Origin of the sequence: Clostridium gallinarum (assembly GCF_014836325.1) — a bacterium.
GTDB lineage: Bacteria > Bacillota > Clostridia > Clostridiales > Clostridiaceae > Clostridium > Clostridium gallinarum.
On sequence record NZ_JACSQZ010000015.1, the window covers coordinates 16,543 to 40,892 of the forward strand.

A 24,350-nucleotide genomic window follows, 5' to 3' on the forward strand; every position below is an offset into this window, starting at 1 on the left:
TTATATATAATAAGGATATACACTTTTATTATTCGTTAGGAAATTATATCTATGGACAAGTTATGGATAATTTTATTAGAGTAGTAAAATTTGTAGTGTAAGAATTAGAGATTTTATAATTTCCTTCCTTCAGTTTGCAAAGAGATAAACATTGTATGACGGCAACTTGGAGCGCATGCGACGGAGCAAGGAATATAATGTTTATCTCTTATTTTATGGAGGGGAATATGGAATATATAACACAGGAAATGATAAATAACTCATTGGTTAGCAAGGGTGATATAAAAAGAATTGCAAATTTAATAGATAAAGCTGAAAGAGGACAAGATATAACTATAGCATTTTTAGGGGGATCTATAACTCAAGGATGTAATGCAACCAAAAAAGAAAATTGCTATGTAAATAGGACTTATTCCTGGTTTAAAAATACTTTTAAAGATATAAATATAAAATGTATTAATGCTGGGGTTGGAGCAACAGGCTCTATAATTGGAGTACATAGGGTAGAGAAGCAAGTATTAGCATACAATCCAGATATAATATTTATTGATTTTGCTGTAAACGATAAAAATAATATTTACGATAAGATAGCTTATGAAAGCTTAATAAGAAGAATATTATCTACTGAAAATCAACCAGCAATAATAGAAGTATTTATGAGCAATTTTGATGGAAGTAATGTCCAAGAGCAGCAAATAGAAATAGGAAAGAAATATAAGATCTCAATGATAAGCTTTAGGGATACAGTACAGAAAGAAATTGAAAATGGAAAAATTAAATGGGAAGATGTAGCTACAGATGAAGTTCATCCAAATGATTATGGTCATTTTATAATATCTGAATTATTAATTAATTTTATAAAGAATGTATCACAATATTCTAGAAATGAAGTAGAGAATAAAATAATAGAATTAGGAAGTCCTATTTTTGGAGAAAATTATATTAATGGAGAAATAAAAAATAATAAAGAAGTAAATATTACGGAAAGTAATGGGATTATTGAAGATCCAGAAGGGTTCCAAGTTTTTAATAATGGATGGAAGAGTAGTAGAGTTAAAGATGATAATTCAATATTAAAAGTAAATTTAAAAGGAAAAAATATTTTCTTATTATATAAAAAATCTATTAAAGAAACCTCAGGAAAAATTCAGGTAAGTATAGATGGAAATACTCCATTTATTATAGATACTTACTTTGAAAATGGTTGGGGAGACTATTCAGAGACAAAACTATTAATATCAGATAAAGAGTCTGATAATCATACCATAGAAATAAAGCTAATTGATGATGAGGTAAAAAATGAAATATATATAATGGGATTTTTAGTTTCTTAGGAGGTGAGTAAATGAATTTAGAAAATATAGATAGAAAAAGATATGAGTTTATAGAGGCAGATAATTATAAATATCAATACATGGGAAGAATTGATTTTCAAAATCCTAAAGCACCAACTATGATTTATGCTGGTAGTAATATAAGAGTAAAGTTTAGTGGGACAAGCTTAAAAATAGTAATTAAAAATTACCATAATCATTATGAAAATGCTATTGGATATATAATTGACAAGGATATAGAAGGAAAAGTAGTAATTCAAGAGCATAATAAGGTTATTGTGATAAATATTGCAGAGGGGTTAGAAAATAAGATACATGATTTGATTTTATATAAAAGATCTGATTCTGCACATTACTTTGATTTTTATGGATTAGTGCTTGATAAGGATTGTTATATTGAGTCATATGGAGAGAAAAAAGAGAGAAGAATTGAGTGTTTTGGTGATTCAGTATCAGCAGGAGAAGTTGCTGAAGCAATAGATTATGTAGGAAAAGTTGATCCAGAAGGACATGAAGGGGTTTATTCTAATTCATGGTATTCCTATTCAATGATGACAGCAAGAAACTTAGATGCAGAAATAAATAATAATGCTCAAGGTGGAATTGCAGTAATGGATGGAAGCGGTTATTTTGTTCCATCAAAAGGTTATTTAGGATTAGAATCAACTTATGATAAGTTAAAATACAATCCTGAGTTAGGGGAATGTAATGAGTGGGATTTTTCAAAATATACTCCTCATGTAGTAATTATGGCTTTAGGTCAAAATGACTCTCATCCTAACAATTATATAGATGAAGATAAAGAAAAAAGAGAAGTATGGAAATCAAAATATGCTGAAATAATAAAGGATTTGAGAAGTAAATATGAAAATGCTTTGTTTATAGTTATAACAACTATTTTATGTCATAGCAAGGGATGGGATGATGCCTTAGATGAAATGGTTCAATCATTAAATGATGAAAAAATAGTTAGATTTAAATTTAAAAGAAATGGAACTGGAACACCAGGTCATATTAGAATACCAGAGGCAGAAGAAATGGCAGATGAATTAACAAGCTTTATTAAATCCTTTGGTGAAGATATCTGGAAAGCATAAATTAAAGATTTAGTAACAATATAAATTAATATAAAGTAAAATTTTTGGGAGGTTAATTATGAAAAACATAAAAATAATAGGTGAAACTTTAAAGAAAATGCCTTGGCAAGATAAACCAGAAGGTTTTGAAGGCGTTGTATGGAGACATGAAGGTAATCCAATTATAAATTGGAATCCTACAAAGAAAACTGCAAGAATATTTAACAGTGCAGTATTACCATATGAAGATGGGTTTATTGGAATATTCAGAGCTGATCATAAAAATGGAAAACCACAATTACATCTTGGAAGAAGTAAAGATGGATTAGCTTGGGATATTGAAGATGAAGAAATACATTGGAAAGATGAAGAAGGAAATGACTATCAACCTAATTATTCCTATGATCCAAGATTAGTAAAAATTGAAGATACTTATTATATTATATGGTGTGCTGAGTTTGGTGGAGCTTCACTTGGACTTGGGACAACAAAAGATTTTAAAGAATTTATTAGACTTGAGAACCCATTTATTCCTTTTAATAGAAATGGAGTTTTATTTCCAAGAAAGGTTAATGGAAAATATCTTCTTTTAAGTAGACCAAGTGATAGTGGACATACTCCTTTTGGAGATATATTTATAAGTGAAAGTCCAGATTTAGTTCACTGGGGAAGACATAGAAGGGTTATGAGTAAAGGTGGATCTGGTTGGTGGCAAGCTACTAAAATTGGTGGTGGTGCAACGCCTATAGAAACAACAGAAGGATGGTTATTATTCTATCATGGTGTATCTGGAACTTGTAATGGTTTTGTATACAGTATGGGAGCAGCTATTTTAGACAAGGAAAATCCATCAAAAGTACTATATAGAACAAGAGATTATTTATTAACACCAGAAAAGGATTATGAAACAACAGGCTTTGTTCCAAATGTAGCTTTCCCATGTGCAACATTACATGATGCTGAAACAGGAAGAATAGCAATTTATTATGGGGCAGCAGATACCTATGTAGCAGTAGCATATGCTAAGGTAGATGAATTAGTAGAGTATATAAAAGAAAATTCAGAGTTAGTTGATGGTGATAGTGTAGAGTTCAAATAGATTTTATAAAATAATATGAAAAATGGATGACAAATAATGTATAATTATATGAATAATAGATATTAGTTATGACATATAATATCAAACTTAACAAAAGTATATTTATAACAAATAAAAGTATAGACATTTAAGAAAAGTAGGAGTAAAATATAATTGAGGGAAACGTTTTCGAATAATAAATAAAAAAAGGTATAATTTGAGGAGGAAAGGGTATGAAAAAGAGACTAATAAGTGTAATGTGTTTATCAATTTTTGCAGCTACAATATTTGCTGGATGTGGTTCAAAAGGAACTTCTAAAGAGGAAGGAGTTACATTAAAGGTTTTAACCCATAGAACAGATATTATTGATACTACTTTAAAGGAAATTGGTGATGAGTATTTTGAAAAGACAGGAGTAAAAATTGAGTGGGAAGGAATCACAGATTACGAAGGTGTTGTAAAAACAAGAATGAACACTAACGATTATGGTGATGTACTTAATGTATTACCTGCTATTACAAGCACTGAATTATCTCAATTCTTTGAACCATTAGGAACAGTAGATGAGTTAAGTGACTATCAAGGTGTTACTCAAAGATCAGATGATGGTAAAGTTTATGGATTACCAAATGGTTTAGGAGCAACAGGTATTGTTTATAATAAGAAAGTTGTAGCAGAAGCTGGATATTCAGAATTCCCTAAAACATTAGATGAGCTTTACGATTTAGCGGACAAGCTTGCTAAAATGGGAGGAGTAGTTCCACTAGCAATTAACTCTAAAGATAAATGGCCATTAGGACAATATGATTCAGTTGCATCAGTAGCATATGGAACTCCTTATTACTATAGAGATATGGGTAAAATGGATGATGTTTTATTAGCAGGAAAGCCAACAGGAGATGTATTAGAAATTCTTTATAAATTTGTAAGTAGTGGATGGGTAGAGCAAGATTTAACTACTACTAACTGGGAACAATCAAAATCAGATATGGCAAATGGAAAAATTGGTATGATGGCTTTAGGTATGTGGGCAGTTCCACAAATTCAAGGATTAGCATCTAATCCAGATGATATTGGTATAGCACCATTCCCTGTAAATAATAGTGGAGAATTAAAAGCAGAAGCTGGTCCTGACCAATTCATTGCAGTAAGTGTACATTCAAAGCATAAAGAAGAAGCAAAAGACTTCGTTGAATTCTATGCTACATCAGGATATGCTGATAGCGAAGGTTTAATACCAGCTAAAAAAGGACAAGAGTCTAAAAATGCTGTAGTTAAAGGTTACCAAGATTCAGGTGTTGAATTATTACTTGCTGATCCTAAAGAAGCTGATCCAGTAGCAAGCGATAAAACTACTGAAATAGCAAATAATGCTGGATTTAAATTCTGGGAAGGTTCTTATATTCAAGAAGCAGTTATAGCAGCTAAAAAGAGTCGTGAAGATTTTGAAGCAGTAGTTAAGAAATATAACGATGCTTGGAATAAGAGTAAGGCCGCAGCAAATTAATAAATAGAAATTTAAATTTCAGTTTAGGACAAGATGTTCTAAACTGAAATTATTATTATAAATGGGAGGGATAGTGCCGTGTTTAGTAAGTTAGATTATAAATATCAAAGAAGAGTCATAATAATATTATTTCTAATAGTTCCACTAACATTTTTATTACTATTTACGTATTTACCAGCAATAAACATGATATCTTATAGTTTTACTAGTTGGAAAGGATATGGGAATAAAACTTTTGTTGGACTAAAAAATTATATTGATATTTTCAGTAACCCCGAAACTTTTTCAGTCTTTAAAAATAGTATTTACTACTTTATAGGTGGAATCATACAGTTAATATTAGCTTTTTATTTAGCAGTAGTAGTTAATTCAAAGTTAAAAGCAAAAAATTTCTTCAAATCAATTTTCTTTTTCCCATATTTAATTAATGGTGTTGCAATATCTTTAATGTTTTTATTCTTTTTCCAACCAGATGGAACATTAGATACAGTTTTAAAAGCAATAGGTCTTCAAGGTATAATTACTCAATGGCTTGGAAATGAAAATGTAGTTAACTATTCATTGGCATTTACTTCAGTTTGGAGATACATAGGATATAGTTTTATAATATTCTTAGGAGCAATGCAATCAGTTCCTACAGAAGTTTTAGAAGCAGCAGAAATAGATGGGGCTGGGGAATGGCATAAGATAAGATATATATTAATTCCTTCAGTAAAAAACATTATTAAATTAAACCTAATTCTTAATATTTCAGGAGCAATTTCAGTTTTTGAAATTCCATATATTATGACTGGAGGAGCAAATGGAAGCTCAACTTTTGTTATAGAAACAATGAATACAGCATTTAAGTTTAATCAAGTAGGAAAAGCTTCAGCTATGGCAGTAATTGTAATGATAATAGTAGCAATAGTAGCATTAATTCAAAATATTTTCTTTAAGGAGGAAAAGTAATGAGTGATATAGATGTACGTAAATCAAAAGTTAGACAAATAGCTTGGTCAATAACTAAATATGCTTCCTGTATATTGGCAGCTCTAATTTTCATACTTCCAATATTAACTATATTTCTAGCATCCTTTAAGGAATATGATGAGTTTTATACGACTAGTAAGTTATCAATACCTCATAATTTACTTAACTTTTCTAATTACACAAAAGCTTTTATAGATGGTGGAATGCTTAGAGGATTTATGAATACTGCATTTATAATGGTAATATCATTAACAGGTGCAATACTAATGGGCGCTATGGTAGCTTTTGTTCTTCAAAGATTTGACTTTAAATTGAAAAAGGCAATTTTACTTATATATTTATTCCCAATGTTTTTACCAATGGTAACAACACAAGTTGCAACCTTCCAAATAGTATCAAAGCTTGGACTTTATAATACAATTTGGGCACCAATAATATTATACTTAGGTGCTGATGTAATGAGTATTTATATAATGATGCAATTTATGGAATCTATTCCTATAGCAAACGATGAGGCAGCTATGTTAGATGGAGCATCTTATATATATATTTTTAATAGATTAATATTACCACTATTAAAACCTGCAATAGCAACGATAATAATATTAAGAGGTGTAGGAATTTACAATGATTTCTATACACCATTTTTATATGCACCAGCTCAAGAACTTGGAACAGTTGCAACATCACTATATAAGTTTATAGGACCATATGGTGGACAGTGGAATGTAATTGCAGCAGGTGTAATTTTAATAATGATTCCAACTGCTATAGTATTTTTACTACTACAAAAATATATATACAATGGATTTGTTGATGGAGCAGTTAAATAGAGAGGACGCTATGGAAAATAAGACTTTTAGATTTATAAATTCACTTTATGTAATAATGATGACAAATATAATGGCAGTAATATACTTGGTACTTGGATTATTATCCTTTAGTTTAGTGCCAGTTAGTTTTACTGTTATTGAAATTATGAAAGAGTTAATAGATGGAGAAATAGATGGATATTCAGGTATAGTAAAACATTTTAACTCCAAAATCACTAATAATATAAAAACATATAAAAAAGAAGAATTGATAACTGGAGGATATACATTAGTTTTAATTATAGCCATATTAATATTGAAAAAAGTAAATCTTCCCTTTGCAACAAGTTTAAATATATTATTTATGTATATATTTGCTATGATAAATATTTATTGGATATTTTATGCTCTTATAAATATAGTTGAAAAAAGAGAGTATAAATATTTAAGAGTTTTAGCAGAAATGTTTAAGAATATAAAGAAGCTTTTAACTTCAATAGTACTTTTTATTGTTTTAATATTTGTTGGAATTGCAATGAAGGAATTTCTAGTCTTATTTTCATTTAGCTTATATGGATTTTTATTTATAAAAATGAACTTGAAAGAATAGAGAAAGTATCTAAAAAATATGATAAGCCATTTTTCTTTTCAGAAGCAGGATGTCCATCTGTTACACAAGCAGGAACAGCTCCTAATGATTGGACTGTAATTTTAAATGGAATTTCAAGTGAAGAAGAACAATGCAATTTTTATGAAGAGCTATTTGAAGAAAGTTTAAAACATAATTGGGTTAAAGGTTTTTGTTTGTGGGATTGGCCAATGAAATCACCAAAGGAAATGGAAGAGAAAATTATAAATGGGTATAGCGTTAAATTTAAGAAAGCTGAAAAAATAATTGCTAATTATTTTAGATAATCGATATATGATTTAGAGTTATTATAGATTAGATAAAATGAGAATGAGAGAGTAGAAATATGTTAAAGTATGTTGAGATTTCTAATGATATAAGAAATAAAATAATAGAAGGTAGATATATAGCTAATGAAAAACTTCCATATGAAAAAGACATTTGTGAGGAATATAACTCAAGCAAGATGACTGTAAAAAAAGCTTTAGATATATTAGTAGCAGAAGGATTGTTAGTAAAGAGAAGAGGGAGTGGAACTTTTGTAAAAGATATAAATCCAAAAGAAAGAGAAAACTTAATAGCTTCCACTCAGTTTAGAGGATTATCTTCTTTTTATGTAAATCATAAAATTAAGAGTGAAATTTTGGACTATGAAGTTATTAATCCTGATGAAAATATTGCTGAGCAATTATTAGTTAATAAAGAGGATTTTGTATATAAGATAATAAGGGTTAGATCAGTAGATGGTGTACCTTCAGTTATAGAAGAAATGTATATGCCAATTCAAATAATACCTGGACTTAAAAGAAAAAATTTATATGGCTCTATATATGAATACATAGAAAGAATACTTAAATTAAAAATACAAAGTGCTCATAGAACAATCACAGTAAAAAAAGCTACAGATTATGAGATAAAGCATTTAAATGTTAAAGAAAATGATCCTATAGGAATAATAGAGCAAGTTGCATATTTAGATAATGGACAAGCTTTTGAATATTCTATAGTTACGCATAGATGTGAAGACTTTAAAGTAAATACAGTAGTTTTTAGATAATGAAAGTAAAAAGTAGTTCAATAAATAATATATTTTAAATATATTTACTAATATAAGAATAGAAACAATAAATGTACATTGCAGTTTTCAAAGAGATAAACATTGTATGAGGTTGCCTTAGAGCGTATGTGACGGAGCAAGGAATATAATGTGTCTCTTTTTTATTCGCTAGGAAATTATTATATCTATGGACAAATTGTAGATAATTTTATGAGAGTAGTAAATTTCGTAGTGTAAGAATTAGAGTTTTAATAATTTCCTTCCTTCAGTTTGCAAAGAGATAAACATTGTATGACGGTGACTTGGAGCGCATGCGACGGAGCAAGGAATATAATGTTTATCTCTTATTTTATATAGATTTCAGACAGAGTTTAGAAAATATTTGGAGGAGTAATATGGAATATATTGTGGGTATAGATATAGGTGGAACTAATATTAGAGCAGCTTTATTAGATGAAGATAGAAAAATATTAGAAAAAATTAAGATAAAAAATGAAGTAGACAAAGGGCCAGAATATAATTTGAGTAAAATTATAAATTATATTAATGAAGATTGGATTTCAAAAGGAATAAAAGGTATTGGTGTTGGATGTCCAGGTCCCTTAAATATAAAGTCAGGAACTATATTAAAAGCACCAAACTTAAGAGGATGGAATAATTTTAATGTGAAAAAATATTTTGAAGAAAATACATCTTTAAGAACAGAAGTTAATAATGATGCTAATGTAGCAGGTTTAGCTGAAGCTATGATAGGATCTGCTAAGGGAGCTGAAAGTGTATTTTATATAACAGTTTCTACAGGAGTTGGAGGAGCACTTATAATAAATAATCAAATAATTAATGGAGCAAATAGCTTTGCAGGAGAAATATGTAATTTAATAATAAATGAAGATAAATATAGTCACTCAGGATTAGTTAAAGGGGGACTTGAAGGACAGTGTAGTGGTCCTAATATTTCTAGAATAGTAAGTAAAAAATTAGGAAGAAAAGTTGATACACCAGAGGTTTTTGATTTATATAAAAAAAATAACAATGAAGTATCAAAAATTATAGATGAATTATGTGAAAATTTATCTAAAGGAATTTCCAATATAATATCTGTAGTAGATCCAGAAGTAATAGTCCTTGGAGGTTCAGTTATTTTATACAATACAAGCATAGTAGAAATAATTAAAGAAAGAGTAAAAGAAAAAGTAATAAATAAGGAAGCTGTAGATATAAGAATAGCAGAGATTGGTGATGATGCAGGGCTTAGGGGAGCAGGATTTTTAATTAAGTAATATATATTAAATAAGATAGTTTTAAGTTGATTTTAGAAATTAAGTAAATTTTAATTGTAATTATAATAAATTTGTGTAAATGATTACTTAAAAATATGGTATAATATTATAAAATTGTTATTATATAATAGCTAAATCATAAAATTGAGTATAAGGGAGACGGGCAGATGAAAAAATACATTGTATTTGACATTGGTGGAAGTAGTGTTAAACACGCTATTATAACTGAAGATGGAGAATTTATTGATAAAGGAAGTTATAAATCACAAAGAGAAAATTTTGAAGTATTTAAATCTTCTATGATAGAAGAAATTGAAAAAGCTAAGAAAAATTATAATATAGATGGAGTAGCAATTAGTGCACCTGGTGGAGTAGATAGTGATACTGGTATTATTGGTGGAGCTAGTGCATTACCTTGTATTCATGGACCTAATTTTAAAAAGATATTTGGTGAAGATTTAGGATTGAAATTAGAAATAGAAAATGATGCTAACTGTGCAGCCTTAGGTGAAGTTTGGAAGGGGGCTGCAAAGGATAATGATGATGTTCTTTTTGTTGTTTGTGGTACTGGAATTGGTGGAGCAATAATAAAGGATAAGAAAATTCATAAGGGAAATAATCTTCATGGTGGAGAATTTGGATATAGCATTTTAAGATATGATGGAAATGATGAAAAATTTAAATTTAAGATGTGGAGTCATTTAGGATCAACAGGAGCATTAATAAAAGATGTTGCAAAGAGAAAAGGAATATCTGAGGATGATATAAATGGACAAGTTATATTTGAATTAGCTGAAAAAGGAGATAAAGATTGTATAGAAGCTATAGATAGTTTTTATTTTTATAATGCAGTAGGTATATTCAACTTACAATATATATATGATCCTGAAAAGATACTTATTGGTGGAGCTATTAGTAATAGGGAAGATTTTATAGATAAAATAAATGAAAAACTAGAAGTAATAATAGAAGATGTTGAATATGGAAATATAAGACCTACAATTGAAAGATGTAAGTTTAAAAATGATGCAAATCTTTTAGGCGCTTTATATAACTATTTACAAAGAAATAATTAAGCTAAAGGTGCGAGAAAAAATAAAGTACTATTTATACAAACTTTAAATTTCTCATATGAAGAGTTAAATGAAATAGAAGAAATATTATCATAGTATTATTCTAATTAATTAGATTATAGTGAATAAACTGTTGATAAATAAGGGATTTAATAAAATAGTATGTTAGTTACTACAATTAAAGGATTAACTAATTTGAAAAAGAAGAAAATATATTTTTATAAAAAACAATTGACAAAAATAATATATAAATATATAATTTGGAATAAATAATAAAATATTCTATCAGAAAGACGGAGGGACTGGCCCTGGGAAGTCTAGGTGTTATCACACTATTAAAATGAAAAATAAAAGTAATATACTTTGTATTTAACATTTTAAAGAGAAATATTAAGTGAGATAACGACTATAAATCCAGCAGTTAATTCTGCGTCTTAAAGATAAGAACAAATATATGAGTGTAAATAGCACTGCTTTCTTATTTTATAAGAAGGCAGTTTTTTTGTTTTATTTAGGAAATTATAAAATGTTACCATATGAATAACATTTTTATAATTTCCAACATTCAGGTTGTAAGTGTTAAAATATTATAGCAAGGTGATTTGGAGCTTGTGACGGAACCTAGATATGATACTTTAACACTTAGGTATATTTTAATAAGGGAGGTAAAAATGTGATTGAGTTAAAAAATTTATGCAAAGTTTATAGTACTAAAGGTGGCAAGGTGGAAGCATTAAATGATGTAACACTAAATATTAGAAAAAGTGAGATTTACGGAATTATAGGTTTTAGTGGAGCTGGAAAGTCGACATTAGTTAGATGTATGAATTTTTTGGAGAAACCAACTAGTGGGAAAGTTATTATAGATGGAAAAGAACTTGGAAGTTTATCTAATAAAGAACTAAGGGAAGAAAGAAAAAAGATAGGAATGATATTTCAACATTTTAATCTTATGAAATCTAGAACTGTATTTGACAATATAGCATATCCACTTAAAGGTAATGGTTATTCTAAAGAGGAAATAAAGAATAAGGTTAATGATTTATTAAAGCTTGTAGAATTAGAGGATAAGGCTAATGTATATCCTTCTCAACTAAGTGGAGGACAAAAGCAAAGAGTTGGAATTGCAAGAGCTTTAGCAAATGACCCAAAGGTTTTACTTTGTGATGAAGCAACTAGTGCCTTAGATCCTCAAACAACAAAGTCTATATTAAGGCTTTTAAAAGAAGTAAATAAAAAGTTTGGAATAACAATTGTAATAATAACTCATGAAATGCAGGTAGTAAAAGAAATTTGTACAAGAGCCGCTGTAATGGAAAATGGACAGGTTGTTGAAGAAGGAAATATATTTAAAATATTCTCAGAGCCAAGAGAGAAGATAACAAAGAATTTTATAGAAAGTACATCTTCCTTAACTAATATTTATGAACTAATTAAAGATGAGTCTAGCGTTGTAAATATAAAGGAAAATGAAAAAATATTAAAATTAAAGTACTTAGAAAATAGTACAAGTGAGCCAATAATTTCAATAATATCTAGAGAATTTAATGTAGATACTAGTATTATTTTTGGAAATATAGAAATAATCCAAGATTCTCCACTAGGGGGACTAATCATAATAATAAGAGGAGAAGAAAATCAAATTTATAGTGTTATAAACTATCTTAAAGAAAACAACGTAGAAGTAGAGGTGATTAAAGATGGAAGATTTAATTCAAAAGTTATTGCCTAATGTAATAACAAAGCTACCAGAAATTTATAAAGCTACAGGGGAAACATTGCTTATGATTGCAGTAGCAGGGTTAATATCATTTTTTATAGGGATTGTTTTAGGAGTTATATTAGTTGTAACTGGAAAGGGAAATATATTAGAAAATAAACCAATATACTATGTGCTAGAAAAAATAATAAATATAACAAGATCAATTCCATTTATTATTTTGTTAGCAGCTGCAATTCCATTAACAAGAGCTATAGTAGGAACTGCTATTGGAACAAAGGGTTCTTATGTACCATTAGTTTTAGGAACTATACCTTTTTTTGCAAGACAAATAGAAAATGCATTATCTGAAGTTGATAAGGGAGTTATAGAAGCTGCACAAGCAATGGGGTCATCTCCTTTTGAAATAATATTTAGAGTTTACTTAAAGGAAAGTATTCCAAATATAGTAAGAGCTACAACCATAACCTTTGTTAGTTTAGTAGGATTAACAGCTATGGCAGGATCAGTAGGTGGAGGGGGACTTGGTGATTTAGCTATAAGATATGGATATCAAAGATATCAAGTAGATATAACTTATGTAACAGTAATAATACTACTTGTATTTGTAAATATAATTCAAGGGGCAGGAAATATAATAATTAAAAAAACAACACATTAAAGCAATAAGTAATAAATAAAAAGGAGAGTTTAAATATGAGAACAAAGAAATTATTAAGTGTTATATTATCAGGAGTTTTAATTTTATCATTAGCTGGCTGTGGGGCAAAAGAAGCTAAGAAGGATAATAATATTATTAAGGTTGGAGTAGTTGGAGAAAATACTGAACAATGGGAACCTGTAATAGAAAGACTTAAAGGAGAAGGTATAACTTTAGAACTTGTGGCTTTTTCTGATTATAGTCAGCCAAACCAAGCATTACAAGATGGAGAAATAGATTTAAATTCTTTCCAACACAAGGCTTATTTAAATCAAGATATTAAAGATAGAGGATTAGATTTATCAATTATAGGAGAAACAATAATAGCTCCATTAGGAATATATTCTAATAAAATAAAATCATTAGATGAATTAAAAAATGATGACTCTATTGCAATCCCAAGTGATGCAACTAATGGTGGAAGAGCTCTTAAGGTTTTAGAAGCTGCAGGTGTTATAAAAGTAGATGAGGTAGCAGGATATACACCAACTTTAAGTGATATAACTGAAAATACTAAAAATATAAAGTTTGTAGAAGTAGAAGCAGCTCAAACACCAAGACTATTAGATGATGTAGCAGCGGCTGTAATAAATGGAGGTCATGCTGTTGATGCAGGCTTTAACCCAAGTGAAGATTCAATTTATTTAGAAAAAGCTAATGGAGGCAGTGATAATCCATATATAAATATAATTGTAGCAAGGACTGAAGATAAAGATAATGAAACATATAAGAAGGTTGTAGATTACTTTAGATCAGATGAAGTTGCAAAAGTTATAGAAGAAGTGTACAAAGGTGCATATATAGCAACTTGGAAATAAGCACTATAGATAAGGGGGCATTAAAATGAATATAAAAGATTATGTATTGAAGGAAAAAGACTATATAATTTCTCTAAGAAGAGAGTTTCATAAGTATCCAGAAGTAAGTTTAAAGGAATATAAAACAGCACAAAAAATCGAGGAAGAATTAGATAAATTAAATATTCCACATAAAAGAATTGGGGAAACAGGAGTTTTAGGTGTTATAAAGGGGAATGGTTCATCAGATAAAATTATAGCTTTAAGAGCAGATATAGATGCTCTTAAGGTTCCAGATGATAAGGAAGTAGATTATAAATCACAAAATAATGGCTATCATCATGCCTGTGGACATGATGCTCATACAGCAAGCTTACTTGGGGCAGCAAAAATATTAAAAGAAAAAGAAGCAGAGCTAAATGGAGAAGTCAGATTATTTTTCCAACAAGCAGAAGAGATAGGGGCAGGGGCTAAAATATTCATAAAAGAAGGAGCATTAGATGGTGTAGATGAAATAATAGGTGCTCATGTATCTTCACATATAGAGGTTGGTAAGGCATCAGTAACAAGTGGACCTATATCAGCTTCATGCGATTATTTTAAAATAATAGTTAAAGGAAGAGGTGGACATGTATCTACACCACATTTATCAATAGATGCTTTATATATTGCAAGTCAAATAGTAGTAAACTTACAATCAATAGTAAGTAGACAAACAGATCCAGTTGATACAGTAGTAGTTGGAGTAGGCTTAATTAATGGGGGAACTATTTATAATGCTGTAGCAGAGGAAGTTACATTAGAAGGTACTACAAGAGCGTTTTCCTTTGAAACAAGAGAAAGAACAAATAAAAATGTAGAAAAAATAGCTAAGGCTATAGGGGAAAGCTATGGGGCAGAAGTTACAGTAGAATTTAAAGATTATGCATCACCACTTATAAATGATGAAAGAGTAACTAAGGAAGTTGCAGATATAGCTAGTAAAATAATTGGAGAAGAAAATGTAATAACTAATGCTCCAAAAAGATTAGGAGCAGATGATTTTGCAGAGTTCTTAATAGAAGTTCCAGGCACATATATACATGTAGGAACTAAGAATTCATGTAATTCCAATACTTGTGCAGAGCATCATAATCATTTGTTTGATATAGATGAAGAGGGATTATTAGTAACAACCAATATAGAAGTAGACTACGTATTAAATAAGTTAAAATAAATTAGAAAGCACATAAATTCATATTTTATGATGAATTTATGTGCTTTTAAATATTTAACCTTGATGATATGTATTCCTATATAATTTAATATTTTTTATATCATTATAGAGTTCTTGGTACTCTAAAAGCTTTTTTGAACCTCTTTTTAGACCTATTTTAGTTGGGCCTACAAAAAGATATAAGCCTTCACTTTTAATAATATAGAAATCAATAGTATTAAAGAATACATCTAATCCTCTTACAGAAAATAATAAGGTAGTATCATGGCTTTGTTTACCATTTGCAAGATAATATATGTTAACTCTATCGGATTTTTCTTCAATTCCAACTTTTCCTTCCCATTTACCTGGTAAAGCTAATGAAAAGCCTAAAGTAGGATTTTCATAAATATAACTGGAATTATCTCCAGAAGCAAAGTTAGTTGAATTTTGCTTTATTAAATCAGAAGTAAGTATTAAATCATATCTTTTAAAATTATATTTTCCAATGAAAAAGCTAGTAACAAAAGTTAAAATAAGCATAAGTGCAAAGGAAATATAAGTTTTTTTCTTTAATTTTTTTAATCGAGTAAACTCTTCAAAGACCATTAAAGATGGATTTATATCTTTTATTAAAGAGATAAATTCTTTAAGAGATACTGGTAGTACAGCTATTGGAATAAAAATAGAATTATTTCCCTTTGCAATTGATAAAACTAATCCATTCTTTAAAAGAATAATACTTTCAATATTACTTAAATGAAGCTTAATAGTGCTAAATTCATTTTCTCTTATTAGATAATTATCTTCTATAGTAAAGAAAAAAGTGCTTTCAAGATCACAAAAGAGAGCAGTATTTTTCAACACTTTATTTTTCTTATTTTTAAAAACTTTAAAAGCTAATAAAAATAATAAATAATAAATTAAAATTACAACCATTGTGATTATGACAATATAAATGAAAATATCGTAAAATTGACTTAGTGAAAGAGTAGCAAAGTAAAATACACTTAGTATAGCAATTGGATAAATAGCTTTTTTGTAAATTATAACGCTTGATAATATTCTATTAAAAAAGCTTAAATATTCTCTAAAGTCTTTAATATTATCAGTTGGTTTAAATTCAAATTTCATCTATTTTACCTCCTTTACTTTTGTATATTTTTTCATATCACTAACTATAAATTCTTTAGGAGTATCAAAGAATTTAAAGTAAAAGAAGTTACCTGTAAATCCAGTAATCTTAAAGCTTAATATTAAATTATCACCTTGTACAATAACATCTCTAACTGCATTCCAATTAATATGTTTTTCTATATCATCTTGAAGAATTAATATACCTTTTTCATCAAAAGAAAGATTAATTTCACAGTTATATATACTATTTAATAATTTTTTCAACTCTTTTTTATAAGCAATAAAAATTAATAATACTTCAAGAGTTATTAATATTAAAATTACAAAGGGAAAAGATGAAGCATTATCTTTATAAAACATTTTTAAGCAGAAGTATGTTGCTAAAAATACTATAATTGTAATTATACTAATAAGAATTAGTATGCTTTTTAAAAGATATTTTCTAAGATATTTTTTATATGCTATTTTAAACTCATCATTATTAACTAAGTTATATTTATACATTGTTCTCTCCTTATTTATTATTGAATTTATTTATTTTAAAGCAAATTAAAATACTAAAATATATTAATTTATAATATTATATTAACATATTTTACAAGTTCGTTCTAATGAATTGAAATATTCTAGTTTTAACTCTTTAGATTCTTACTATTTTCAAAATATGATAAAAAATTTTAGTTGTATTTGTTAATATATAAATAAGATGTAAATTAATATTGAGTATATAAGTCATAGGAGGAAGTTATGAAGAATAAAGGAGCAGTATTTTTTGATGTAGATGGAACCTTAATAGATTGGACAAAGAAAATACATGTACCAACTAAAGCAACAAAAAAGGCAATAGAAAAACTTAAGGAAAATGGATATTTAGCTATACTAGCAACTGGTAGACCTAAAAATTGTATAGATGAGGGAATATTAGATTTAGGTTTAGATGGCTATATATTATCTAATGGAGCATATGCAGAAATAGATAATAAAGTTTTATTTAATGAGCCTTTAGATAATAAAGAACTAAAAGTATTACTTAATTTTTTAGAAGAAAATAACGTTGTATATATGCTTGAAGGACAAGAGTATAACTATGTTTTAGATATGAAGAATAATAAAATTTTAGATCTTATAAGAGAAGCTAATTTAAATATAAATAACTTTAAAACTGAATGGGACAAGGATACAGTAAAGGTTAGTAAAATAATAGCTGTAGCATATGATGAAAAATCCTTTGATATAGTTGTTGATAGATTTAAAAAAGAAGGTTATGCCTTTATGTCAAACTTAAGTAATGGTGGACTTTTTGAAATATATAAAGCTAAATACACAAAGGGGTATGGAGTAGATCAGTTATTAAATTTACTAGATATAGATAAGGATAATGCTTATGCCTTTGGTGATGGTGAAAATGATATAGAAATGTTCCAATCTGTAAAGTATGGAATTGCCATGGGAGGGTATCATAAAAGATTAGAACCTTATGCTTATGATTTTACAGAAGATGTAGAAAATGAAGGAATAGAAAAAGCTTTAATTAGATTAGGAATAATTAGTGATAGCCTAGTAGAAATTTAATTAATAAAATTCTATAATTAGTAATAAGTAAAATATTTCAAAAGTATATAATTATTAATTGAGTTATATAAGGGTAACTCTGAAGGAGGATGTTATGAGAGTAGCGTTAATTGGAATAGGGGCTATTGCTAAAAAAGCTTACTTACCTATTTTATCAGTTTTAGATGATATAGAACTTTTAATTTCTACTAGAAATATAAAGGTGTTAGAGGAAGTATCAAATAAATATAAAATAGATAGAGCTTATAATCATTTAGACAGTTTATTAAAGGAAGATATTGATGCAGCAATAATTTCAACTCATGCAGATGGACATTATGATATAGCTAAAAAATTATTAGAAAAAGGTGTTAGTGTATATATAGACAAACCTTTAACTTATAATTTAGAAAAGAGTATTGAAATAGAAAAGCTTGCAAGAGAAAAAAATACAATTGCTATGGTAGGATTTAATAGAAGGTTTTGCCCAAAGGTTAGAGAACTTAAATCAAAGGGAAAAGCTGATATAATAGTAATGCAAAAAAATAGAGAATATCCACCTGGTGATATTAGAAGATTTATTGTTGAAGACTTTATACATGTTGTTGATACCTTAAGATTTTTAATGGATGAAGAAGTTAAAAATATTAATATAAATTTCTCAAAGGAAGATAATAATCTAGAAAATGTAGTAGTTACATTTAAAGGAGAAAATACAACTGCCATAGGTATAATGAATAGAACTGCAGGAATAACAGAAGAAAACATTGAGTATATGGTAAAAGGTAATAAGTATATAGTAGAAGATTTAGTAGATTCCTTTGAAGTAAACAATAAAAAAGGAAAAATTAAAACTACTTATGGTGGATGGGAAAATACCTTGTATAAAAGAGGCTTTGAAGATATAATAAATCACTTTTTAAATTCAGTTAAATCAGGAAGTAAGCCAAATCCTTCAATTGAAGATTCTATAATTACCCATAGAATTTGTGAAGAGATAGTTAAATATATAGAGAATAATTAATGAAAGAGCTGATACAAACAGCTCTTTTTTTTCATACATATAGAAAATGTATATAATTAATAAGTTCTATATAAAATTTTTAGAAAAATTAAGAATATACAAAAAACTTTGACAAACTGACAACTTTAATTTATACTAAGGTTGTTTATAAAAAAAGGAGATAAAGGAGGATTTTATGATAGAGTTTAAAAATATAAAGAAAAGTTATAAAAATAACGTTATTTTAGAAAATTTTAATTTAAAGATAGAGGATGGAAATTTAGTAGTTTTAATTGGATCGAGTGGATGTGGAAAAACTACATTGCTTAAAATGATAAATAGGCTTCATGAAGCAACATCTGGAGAAATATTAATTGATGGGAAAAATATAAAGGATATGGATCCTATTAAATTAAGAAGAAGTATAGGGTATGTTATCCAACAAACAGGATTATTTCCTCATATGACAGTAAAAGAAAATATAGAAATTATTCCAAAGCTTATGGGAAAACCAGAAGAGGAAATATCTAAAAAAACAGTTGAACTTTTAACTATGGTTGGATTAAGTCCAGAAGAATATATGGATAGATATCCAGTAGAGCTAAGTGGAGGTCAGCAACAAAGAATAGGAGTTGCAAGAGCTTTTGCAGCAGATGCTGAAATAATATTAATGGACGAGCCTTTTAGTGCTTTAGATCCAATAACAAGAGCAGAACTTCAAGAAGAACTTTTTAATATTCAAAGAGAATATAAGAAAACTATAGTTTTTGTTACTCATGATATGGATGAGGCATTAAATTTAGCTGATATGATTTGTATATTAAAGGATGGAAAGATACTACAATATGATACTCCAGAAAATATATTAAAAAATCCATCTGGTGAATATGTAGAAGAATTTGTTGGTAAAAATAAAATTTGGACAAAACCTGAAATGATAAAAGCAGTAGATGTTATGATTTCAAAGCCAATAACAGTAACTCCAAAAAGAAACCTTCTTCAAGCAAGTCAAATTATGAGAGAAAAGAAAGTTGATAGTTTACTTGTAGTAAATAAAGAAAATAGACTTATAGGATATATAACTTTAGAACTTATAAGGAAATTTGAAAATAAAAATCTTTCAGTAGAAGAAGTAATGAATGTAGAACCAATTTGTGTTTGTGGAGAAATAACCCTTCCAGAACTTTTAGAAGTCTTTAATAACTTACAAAAAGGATATTTACCAGTTTGTGATGAAGCTGGAAAACTACAAGGATTAGTTACAAGAAGTAGTTTAATTTCAGTTTTAAGCAGTCAATATATAGAGATGGGAGGTAACAACTAATGAATAATTTTATAGAAAGTTTAAAGATGTTTATAGATCAATTAATAGTAAAAAAATCAGAAATAGTATCACTATTATTAGCTCATATACAATTAACAATAGTAGCAGTTTTAATAGCTGTAATCATAGGAGTACCTCTTGGAATTCTTATTAGTAGAAATAAAAAAGTAGCTAATTGGGTAATAGGAATAGCAAATTTAATCCAAGCAGTACCAAGTTTAGCTATTTTAGGATTCTTAATTCCCCTTATAGGGATTGGATCAGGACCTGCAATAACAATGGTAGTTTTATATTCCATGCTACCTATAATAAAAAACACATATACAGGAGTTACAAATATTAATCCAGATACATTAGAGGCAGCAAAAGGTCTTGGAATGACAAGTAGTCAAACTTTAAGGATAGTAAAGATACCTCTAGCAATGCCGGTAATTATGGCAGGTGTAAGAATGGCAGCTGTTACAGCTGTAGGACTTATGACAATAGCAGCCTTTGTAGGGGCAGGTGGTCTTGGATATTTAGTATTCTCAGGAATTCAAACTGTTGATAATAACTTAATTTTATTTGGAGCTATACCTGCTGCTGTATTAGCTTTATTAATAGATTTTATAACAGGGAAAATAGAAGAAGCTACAATGCCAAATGGAATTAAAAAAGCAGATGGAACAATGAAAATAAAAAGAAGTAAGATGTCAAAAAACACGAAGAAACTTGTAGCAAGTATAGCAGCAGTATTAGTTTTAGTATTATTAGGCTTTTCTATAATTCCAAAATTTTTACCAAAGGATGATAATACAGTAGTAGTAGCATCTAAAAATTATACAGAACAATTACTTTTAGGTAATATTTTATCAGAGTATCTTAAAGCAAATACAGATTTAAAGATAGAAGAGAAGTTTAATTTAGGTGGTAGCCAAGTTACATTCAATGCAGTAAAATCAGGGGCAGTAGATATGTATGTAGAATATTTAGGAACAGCTTATGTAAGCATACTAGATATAACAGAGCCAAACTCAGATAGAGAAGATGTTTATAATATAGTTAAAGAAAGCTTTAAAGATAAATATAAGTTAGAATTATTAAATCCAGTAGGCTTTAATAACACCTATGCAATGGCAGTTACACAAGAAACAGCAGAAAAATACAACTTGAAAACAGTTTCAGATTTAGCCAAAGTATCAAATGAATTAATAATTGGACCTACAATAGAATTTCCAAATAGAGATGATGGATTAGTAGGATTAGAAAAAGCATACAATATGACTTTTAAAGATGTAAAACCAATAGATGGTAGTTTAAGATATACAGCTTTAGTAAATAATGAAACACAAGTAATAGATGCATTTACAACAGATGGACTTATAGATAAGTTTAATTTAGCAGTATTAGAAGATGATAAAGACTTCTTTCCACCTTATGACGCAGTAACAGTTATAAGAGAAGAAACACTAGAAAAACACCCAGAATTAAGAGAAGTTATAGGTGTGCTAGATGGGAAATTAACAGAAGAAGCTATGAGAAGTATGAACTACGAAGTAGATATAAATAGAAGAGATGTAAAAACAGTAGCAAAAGAGTTCTTACAATCACAAGGGCTTATTTCAAATGAATAATGAAAAATTAAGAATGTAGAATTTAGGAAATAATTCAGAGTAGCTGAATTATTGGAATTTTTGATAATATCTAAATTTAAATTTTAGTTTAAATAAAAAATAGTTAAGATAGCTTAGCTATGAAAATTAAGTTTTTCCCTTTTTAGTATAGTTCTCTTATGGTAGATAAATTTAAAAGACCTGTTTATTAGGTTTAATATTTATTTACTATAGGAGAACTTTTTAAATTTAATAAAAATAGCAAATATATAAGATAAACTATTAAATAATTTAGAAAAATAGTCATAGATAAAAGCTAAGAAAATTTAAAAACCTGAATATTCCATGTAATATACATTGAAATTATCGTGAATAGTTGGTATAATAGAACTCTGTTTTGTAAAATAATTTACTTTTATATAGAATTTTTGGAGGGTTTACTATGCCAAAGAGAATAGCCATTTTAGGTGGTCCAAGATGTGGAAAAACTACATTAATACAACAACTTTATGTGGATATGAAGATTAGAGATTTAAATGTTGGAGTAGCAACAGAATATAGTACTGATTATTTAAGAGATAAAGGAATGATAGAAAATATCTCAGAACAATATGGGATATATTTAGGACAACTTCATTTAGAAGAAAGCTTAAATGATTTTGACTATGCAATTACTGATTATGCTACTTTTGTTCCATACATATATGGTAGATTTATGCTTGGAGACAAGAAGAGAACAACTAAGGAAATAGAAATATTAAAAGATTTATATATTTTAGCATTAAGAGACTTACCAAAATATGATCATATCTTCTTTGTGCCAAGAGAATTTGGATATACAAAAGATGGTGTAAGATGGCAAGATGAAAAAGTAGCTCAAGCTGTGGACAATGCTATATTAAGTTTCTTAGAAGCTGAAAATGTTAGATACACAACTATAACAGGCTCAACTAAAGAAAGATCAGAAAAAATACTAGAAATGCTTAATCTTTCAAATGCAAAAGATGGCAAGGATGTTAATTTAGACATGGCTAGAAAGTAATGAAGAATTATAAATTAAGAATGTAAAATTAGGGAAATATCTCAGCTAGCTGAGATATGAAATTATAAAAACTCCTTCGGGAGTTTTTTTGTTTTTTAATATTATTTCTACCTTTAGTTTGTAAGTGTTAAAATATCATAGCAAGGTGACTTTAATGGTATCTATGGAATTAAAATTATTAATTCCGAGGAATGAGGAATTATTACCTTTAGTGTGCAAAGAGATAAACAATATATGACGGTGACTTGGAGCGTATGCGACGGAACAAGGAATATACTGTTTATCTCTTCTTTATAGAAGTTTTTCTAGGTTATCTATAAGTTCTCCAATAGCACTAACATAGTTGCTAATAATTCTATCAGCAATTTCTTTTGGCATATCTTCACTATAGATATGAAAAGTTGAGTTTCTATCTTCTAATAAATTAATCCAAGTTTTATCGTCTGAAATCAAATTATTAACATATGCCTTTTTAAATATTGTTCTAGGAAAGGAGTTTTCTAAAGTAACTCCTAAATACTTCATAAATTCTCTTAAGGTTTTATGTGTTAATTCATAAGTAAATTCAAATCTTTGTATTAAAGAATCTCTAATAATATCATTTTGTCCATCGTATATATCACTAACTTCTTTAAGTTTGATATAAGCTTTCTTTAAATTAATATATTTAAATTCAATATTTCTCATATAAGGTGATTCCCTCACTTTCAATTTGTTCTATAAAGAAATCATCATGTATTTCTGACATATTAGAAAAATCAAATTCTAATAATGTAGTAGTATTATTTTCTATATCATAAATAAAATCTAATAAATTATCTGAATTACTTTCAGTATATATTGCTAAATCTATATCACTTTTGGGTGAATTATCCTTTCTAGCTCTAGATCCAAATAAAACAACTTTATTAATATTTTTATACTTACTTGATATTTGACAAATTTCTTTTACAATTTCTGAATCTAAATTGTATTCAGTTTTAGTAAGCAAAAAATCACCCCCATTAAATTATATAAAGTAATACTTTCATATAATATTATATACATACTCATATATTAATTAAATATAAATATATGAGTTATATAGTTTAAAAGTGATATGGGGGTGTTTTAGAAGGTTGTTGGTGAGTCTATATAGGTGTGTTTTAGAAAATTGTTGGTGAAGTATTTAATTGGAGCAATTAGAAAACAGTTTTTTTTGTTTTTTATGAAATTATTATAAAGTAAAATATTTAGGGAATTTGATGACAGTAGTAAAATTTATAGTTTAAGAAGTGGATTTTTTATGATTTCCAACCTTCAGTTTGCAAAGAGATAAACATTGTATGAGGTTGACTTGGAGGGGATGCGACGGAGCAAGGAATATAATGTTTATCTTTTTTTAGCAACAATATTTTAAAACAGAATAGTATATAGAATTATAGTATAATATAATCATAGTAAGGTAATTATTATGATAAGTTAATATATT

The 24,350-nt window shown here is 27.8% G+C and carries 23 protein-coding genes and 1 pseudogene; 20 read left to right on the forward strand and 4 right to left on the reverse strand.

The features are described 5' to 3' along the window. Nucleotides 1–227: 227 nt before the first annotated feature. The 15 genes and pseudogenes from H9660_RS05985 to H9660_RS06055 all read left to right on the forward strand — a co-directional run bounded on the left by H9660_RS05985 (nucleotide 228) and on the right by H9660_RS06055 (nucleotide 15,251). Nucleotides 228–1,334: an SGNH/GDSL hydrolase family protein gene (locus H9660_RS05985; protein ID WP_191749455.1), complete on the forward strand. Its 1,107-nt coding sequence runs from the start codon at nucleotides 228–230 to the stop codon at nucleotides 1,332–1,334. Between the two features lie 11 nt (nucleotides 1,335–1,345). After that, nucleotides 1,346–2,431, forward strand: a complete 1,086-nt coding sequence (locus H9660_RS05990) for an SGNH/GDSL hydrolase family protein (protein WP_191749456.1) — start codon at nucleotides 1,346–1,348, stop codon at nucleotides 2,429–2,431. Between the two features lie 58 nt (nucleotides 2,432–2,489). Beyond that, nucleotides 2,490–3,509 (forward strand): glycoside hydrolase family 130 protein, encoded by a 1,020-nt coding sequence (locus H9660_RS05995; RefSeq protein WP_191749457.1) that lies wholly within the window; start codon nucleotides 2,490–2,492, stop codon nucleotides 3,507–3,509. Nucleotides 3,510–3,721: 212 nt separating this feature from the next. After that, nucleotides 3,722–4,996 (forward strand): ABC transporter substrate-binding protein, encoded by a 1,275-nt coding sequence (locus H9660_RS06000; RefSeq protein ID WP_191749458.1) that lies wholly within the window; start codon nucleotides 3,722–3,724, stop codon nucleotides 4,994–4,996. A 78-nt stretch (nucleotides 4,997–5,074) separates the two neighbouring features. Continuing rightward, a complete protein-coding gene (locus H9660_RS06005; protein WP_191749459.1) occupies nucleotides 5,075–5,947 on the forward strand; it encodes an ABC transporter permease subunit in 873 nt (290 codons plus the stop codon). After that, on the forward strand, nucleotides 5,947–6,801 hold the full coding sequence (locus H9660_RS06010) for a carbohydrate ABC transporter permease (RefSeq protein WP_191749460.1): 855 nt from the start codon (nucleotides 5,947–5,949) through the stop codon (nucleotides 6,799–6,801). Before H9660_RS06005 ends, H9660_RS06010 begins: the two co-directional genes overlap by 1 nt. A gap of 10 nt (nucleotides 6,802–6,811) precedes the next feature. After that, complete coding sequence (locus H9660_RS06015) at nucleotides 6,812–7,390, forward strand: hypothetical protein (RefSeq protein WP_191749461.1); 579 nt, start codon at nucleotides 6,812–6,814, stop codon at nucleotides 7,388–7,390. After that, nucleotides 7,387–7,590: pseudogene (locus H9660_RS16665) on the forward strand (glycoside hydrolase family 113); the annotation flags it as partial. The gene H9660_RS06015 and the pseudogene H9660_RS16665, both read left to right, overlap by 4 nt. Nucleotides 7,591–7,754: 164 nt before the next feature. Next, nucleotides 7,755–8,465, forward strand: coding sequence for a GntR family transcriptional regulator (locus H9660_RS06025; RefSeq protein WP_191749463.1), 711 nt, complete (start codon nucleotides 7,755–7,757; stop codon nucleotides 8,463–8,465). Between the two features lie 395 nt (nucleotides 8,466–8,860). Further along, nucleotides 8,861–9,745, forward strand: a complete 885-nt coding sequence (locus tag H9660_RS06030; RefSeq protein WP_191749464.1) for an ROK family protein — start codon at nucleotides 8,861–8,863, stop codon at nucleotides 9,743–9,745. A 167-nt stretch (nucleotides 9,746–9,912) separates the two neighbouring features. Further along, on the forward strand, nucleotides 9,913–10,821 hold the full coding sequence (locus H9660_RS06035; protein ID WP_191749465.1) for an ROK family protein: 909 nt from the start codon (nucleotides 9,913–9,915) through the stop codon (nucleotides 10,819–10,821). Between the two features lie 670 nt (nucleotides 10,822–11,491). Then, nucleotides 11,492–12,550 carry an ATP-binding cassette domain-containing protein gene (locus H9660_RS06040; RefSeq protein ID WP_191749466.1) on the forward strand — a complete coding sequence of 353 codons (1,059 nt, stop codon included), beginning with the start codon at nucleotides 11,492–11,494 and terminating at the stop codon, nucleotides 12,548–12,550. After that, nucleotides 12,519–13,199: a methionine ABC transporter permease gene (locus tag H9660_RS06045; protein WP_191749467.1), complete on the forward strand. Its 681-nt coding sequence runs from the start codon at nucleotides 12,519–12,521 to the stop codon at nucleotides 13,197–13,199. Before H9660_RS06040 ends, H9660_RS06045 begins: the two co-directional genes overlap by 32 nt. A gap of 35 nt (nucleotides 13,200–13,234) precedes the next feature. Further along, the gene (locus H9660_RS06050; RefSeq protein ID WP_191749468.1) at nucleotides 13,235–14,056 is read left to right on the forward strand and encodes a MetQ/NlpA family ABC transporter substrate-binding protein; all 822 of its coding nucleotides are present in this window, start codon (nucleotides 13,235–13,237) and stop codon (nucleotides 14,054–14,056) included. 25 nt (nucleotides 14,057–14,081) lie between these two features. Next, entirely contained in the window at nucleotides 14,082–15,251 is a 1,170-nt protein-coding gene (locus H9660_RS06055; RefSeq protein WP_191749469.1) for a M20 metallopeptidase family protein, read from the forward strand. A 54-nt stretch (nucleotides 15,252–15,305) separates the two neighbouring features. Here H9660_RS06055 and H9660_RS06060 read toward each other — a convergent pair whose 3' ends face one another. Both H9660_RS06060 and H9660_RS06065 read right to left on the reverse strand, forming a co-directional pair. Continuing rightward, the gene (locus tag H9660_RS06060) at nucleotides 15,306–16,364 is read right to left on the reverse strand and encodes a hypothetical protein (RefSeq protein WP_191749470.1); all 1,059 of its coding nucleotides are present in this window, start codon (nucleotides 16,362–16,364) and stop codon (nucleotides 15,306–15,308) included. Continuing rightward, entirely contained in the window at nucleotides 16,365–16,871 is a 507-nt protein-coding gene (locus tag H9660_RS06065) for a hypothetical protein (RefSeq protein ID WP_191749471.1), read from the reverse strand. It abuts the gene before it with no gap. Between the two features lie 243 nt (nucleotides 16,872–17,114). Between H9660_RS06065 and H9660_RS06070 the strand changes: the two genes are divergently transcribed. The 5 genes from H9660_RS06070 to H9660_RS06090 all read left to right on the forward strand — a co-directional run bounded on the left by H9660_RS06070 (nucleotide 17,115) and on the right by H9660_RS06090 (nucleotide 22,879). Then, the gene (locus H9660_RS06070; RefSeq protein WP_191749472.1) at nucleotides 17,115–17,939 is read left to right on the forward strand and encodes an HAD family hydrolase; all 825 of its coding nucleotides are present in this window, start codon (nucleotides 17,115–17,117) and stop codon (nucleotides 17,937–17,939) included. Nucleotides 17,940–18,033: 94 nt separating this feature from the next. After that, complete coding sequence (locus H9660_RS06075; RefSeq protein ID WP_191749473.1) at nucleotides 18,034–18,942, forward strand: Gfo/Idh/MocA family protein; 909 nt, start codon at nucleotides 18,034–18,036, stop codon at nucleotides 18,940–18,942. A gap of 175 nt (nucleotides 18,943–19,117) precedes the next feature. Further along, complete coding sequence (locus H9660_RS06080; RefSeq protein WP_191749474.1) at nucleotides 19,118–20,245, forward strand: ABC transporter ATP-binding protein; 1,128 nt, start codon at nucleotides 19,118–19,120, stop codon at nucleotides 20,243–20,245. Beyond that, on the forward strand, nucleotides 20,245–21,858 hold the full coding sequence (locus tag H9660_RS06085; RefSeq protein ID WP_191749475.1) for an ABC transporter permease/substrate-binding protein: 1,614 nt from the start codon (nucleotides 20,245–20,247) through the stop codon (nucleotides 21,856–21,858). Before H9660_RS06080 ends, H9660_RS06085 begins: the two co-directional genes overlap by 1 nt. A gap of 421 nt (nucleotides 21,859–22,279) precedes the next feature. Then, on the forward strand, nucleotides 22,280–22,879 hold the full coding sequence (locus tag H9660_RS06090; RefSeq protein WP_191749476.1) for an AAA family ATPase: 600 nt from the start codon (nucleotides 22,280–22,282) through the stop codon (nucleotides 22,877–22,879). Nucleotides 22,880–23,170: 291 nt separating this feature from the next. On the opposite strand, the gene H9660_RS06095 is transcribed toward H9660_RS06090, so the two are convergent. Together H9660_RS06095 and H9660_RS06100 are read right to left on the reverse strand one after the other, a co-directional pair. Beyond that, on the reverse strand, nucleotides 23,171–23,566 hold the full coding sequence (locus H9660_RS06095) for an HI0074 family nucleotidyltransferase substrate-binding subunit (protein ID WP_191749477.1): 396 nt from the start codon (nucleotides 23,564–23,566) through the stop codon (nucleotides 23,171–23,173). Further along, nucleotides 23,553–23,870: a nucleotidyltransferase domain-containing protein gene (locus tag H9660_RS06100; protein ID WP_191749478.1), complete on the reverse strand. Its 318-nt coding sequence runs from the start codon at nucleotides 23,868–23,870 to the stop codon at nucleotides 23,553–23,555. The genes H9660_RS06095 and H9660_RS06100 overlap by 14 nt, the downstream gene beginning before the upstream one ends. Nucleotides 23,871–24,350: the final 480 nt, after the last annotated feature.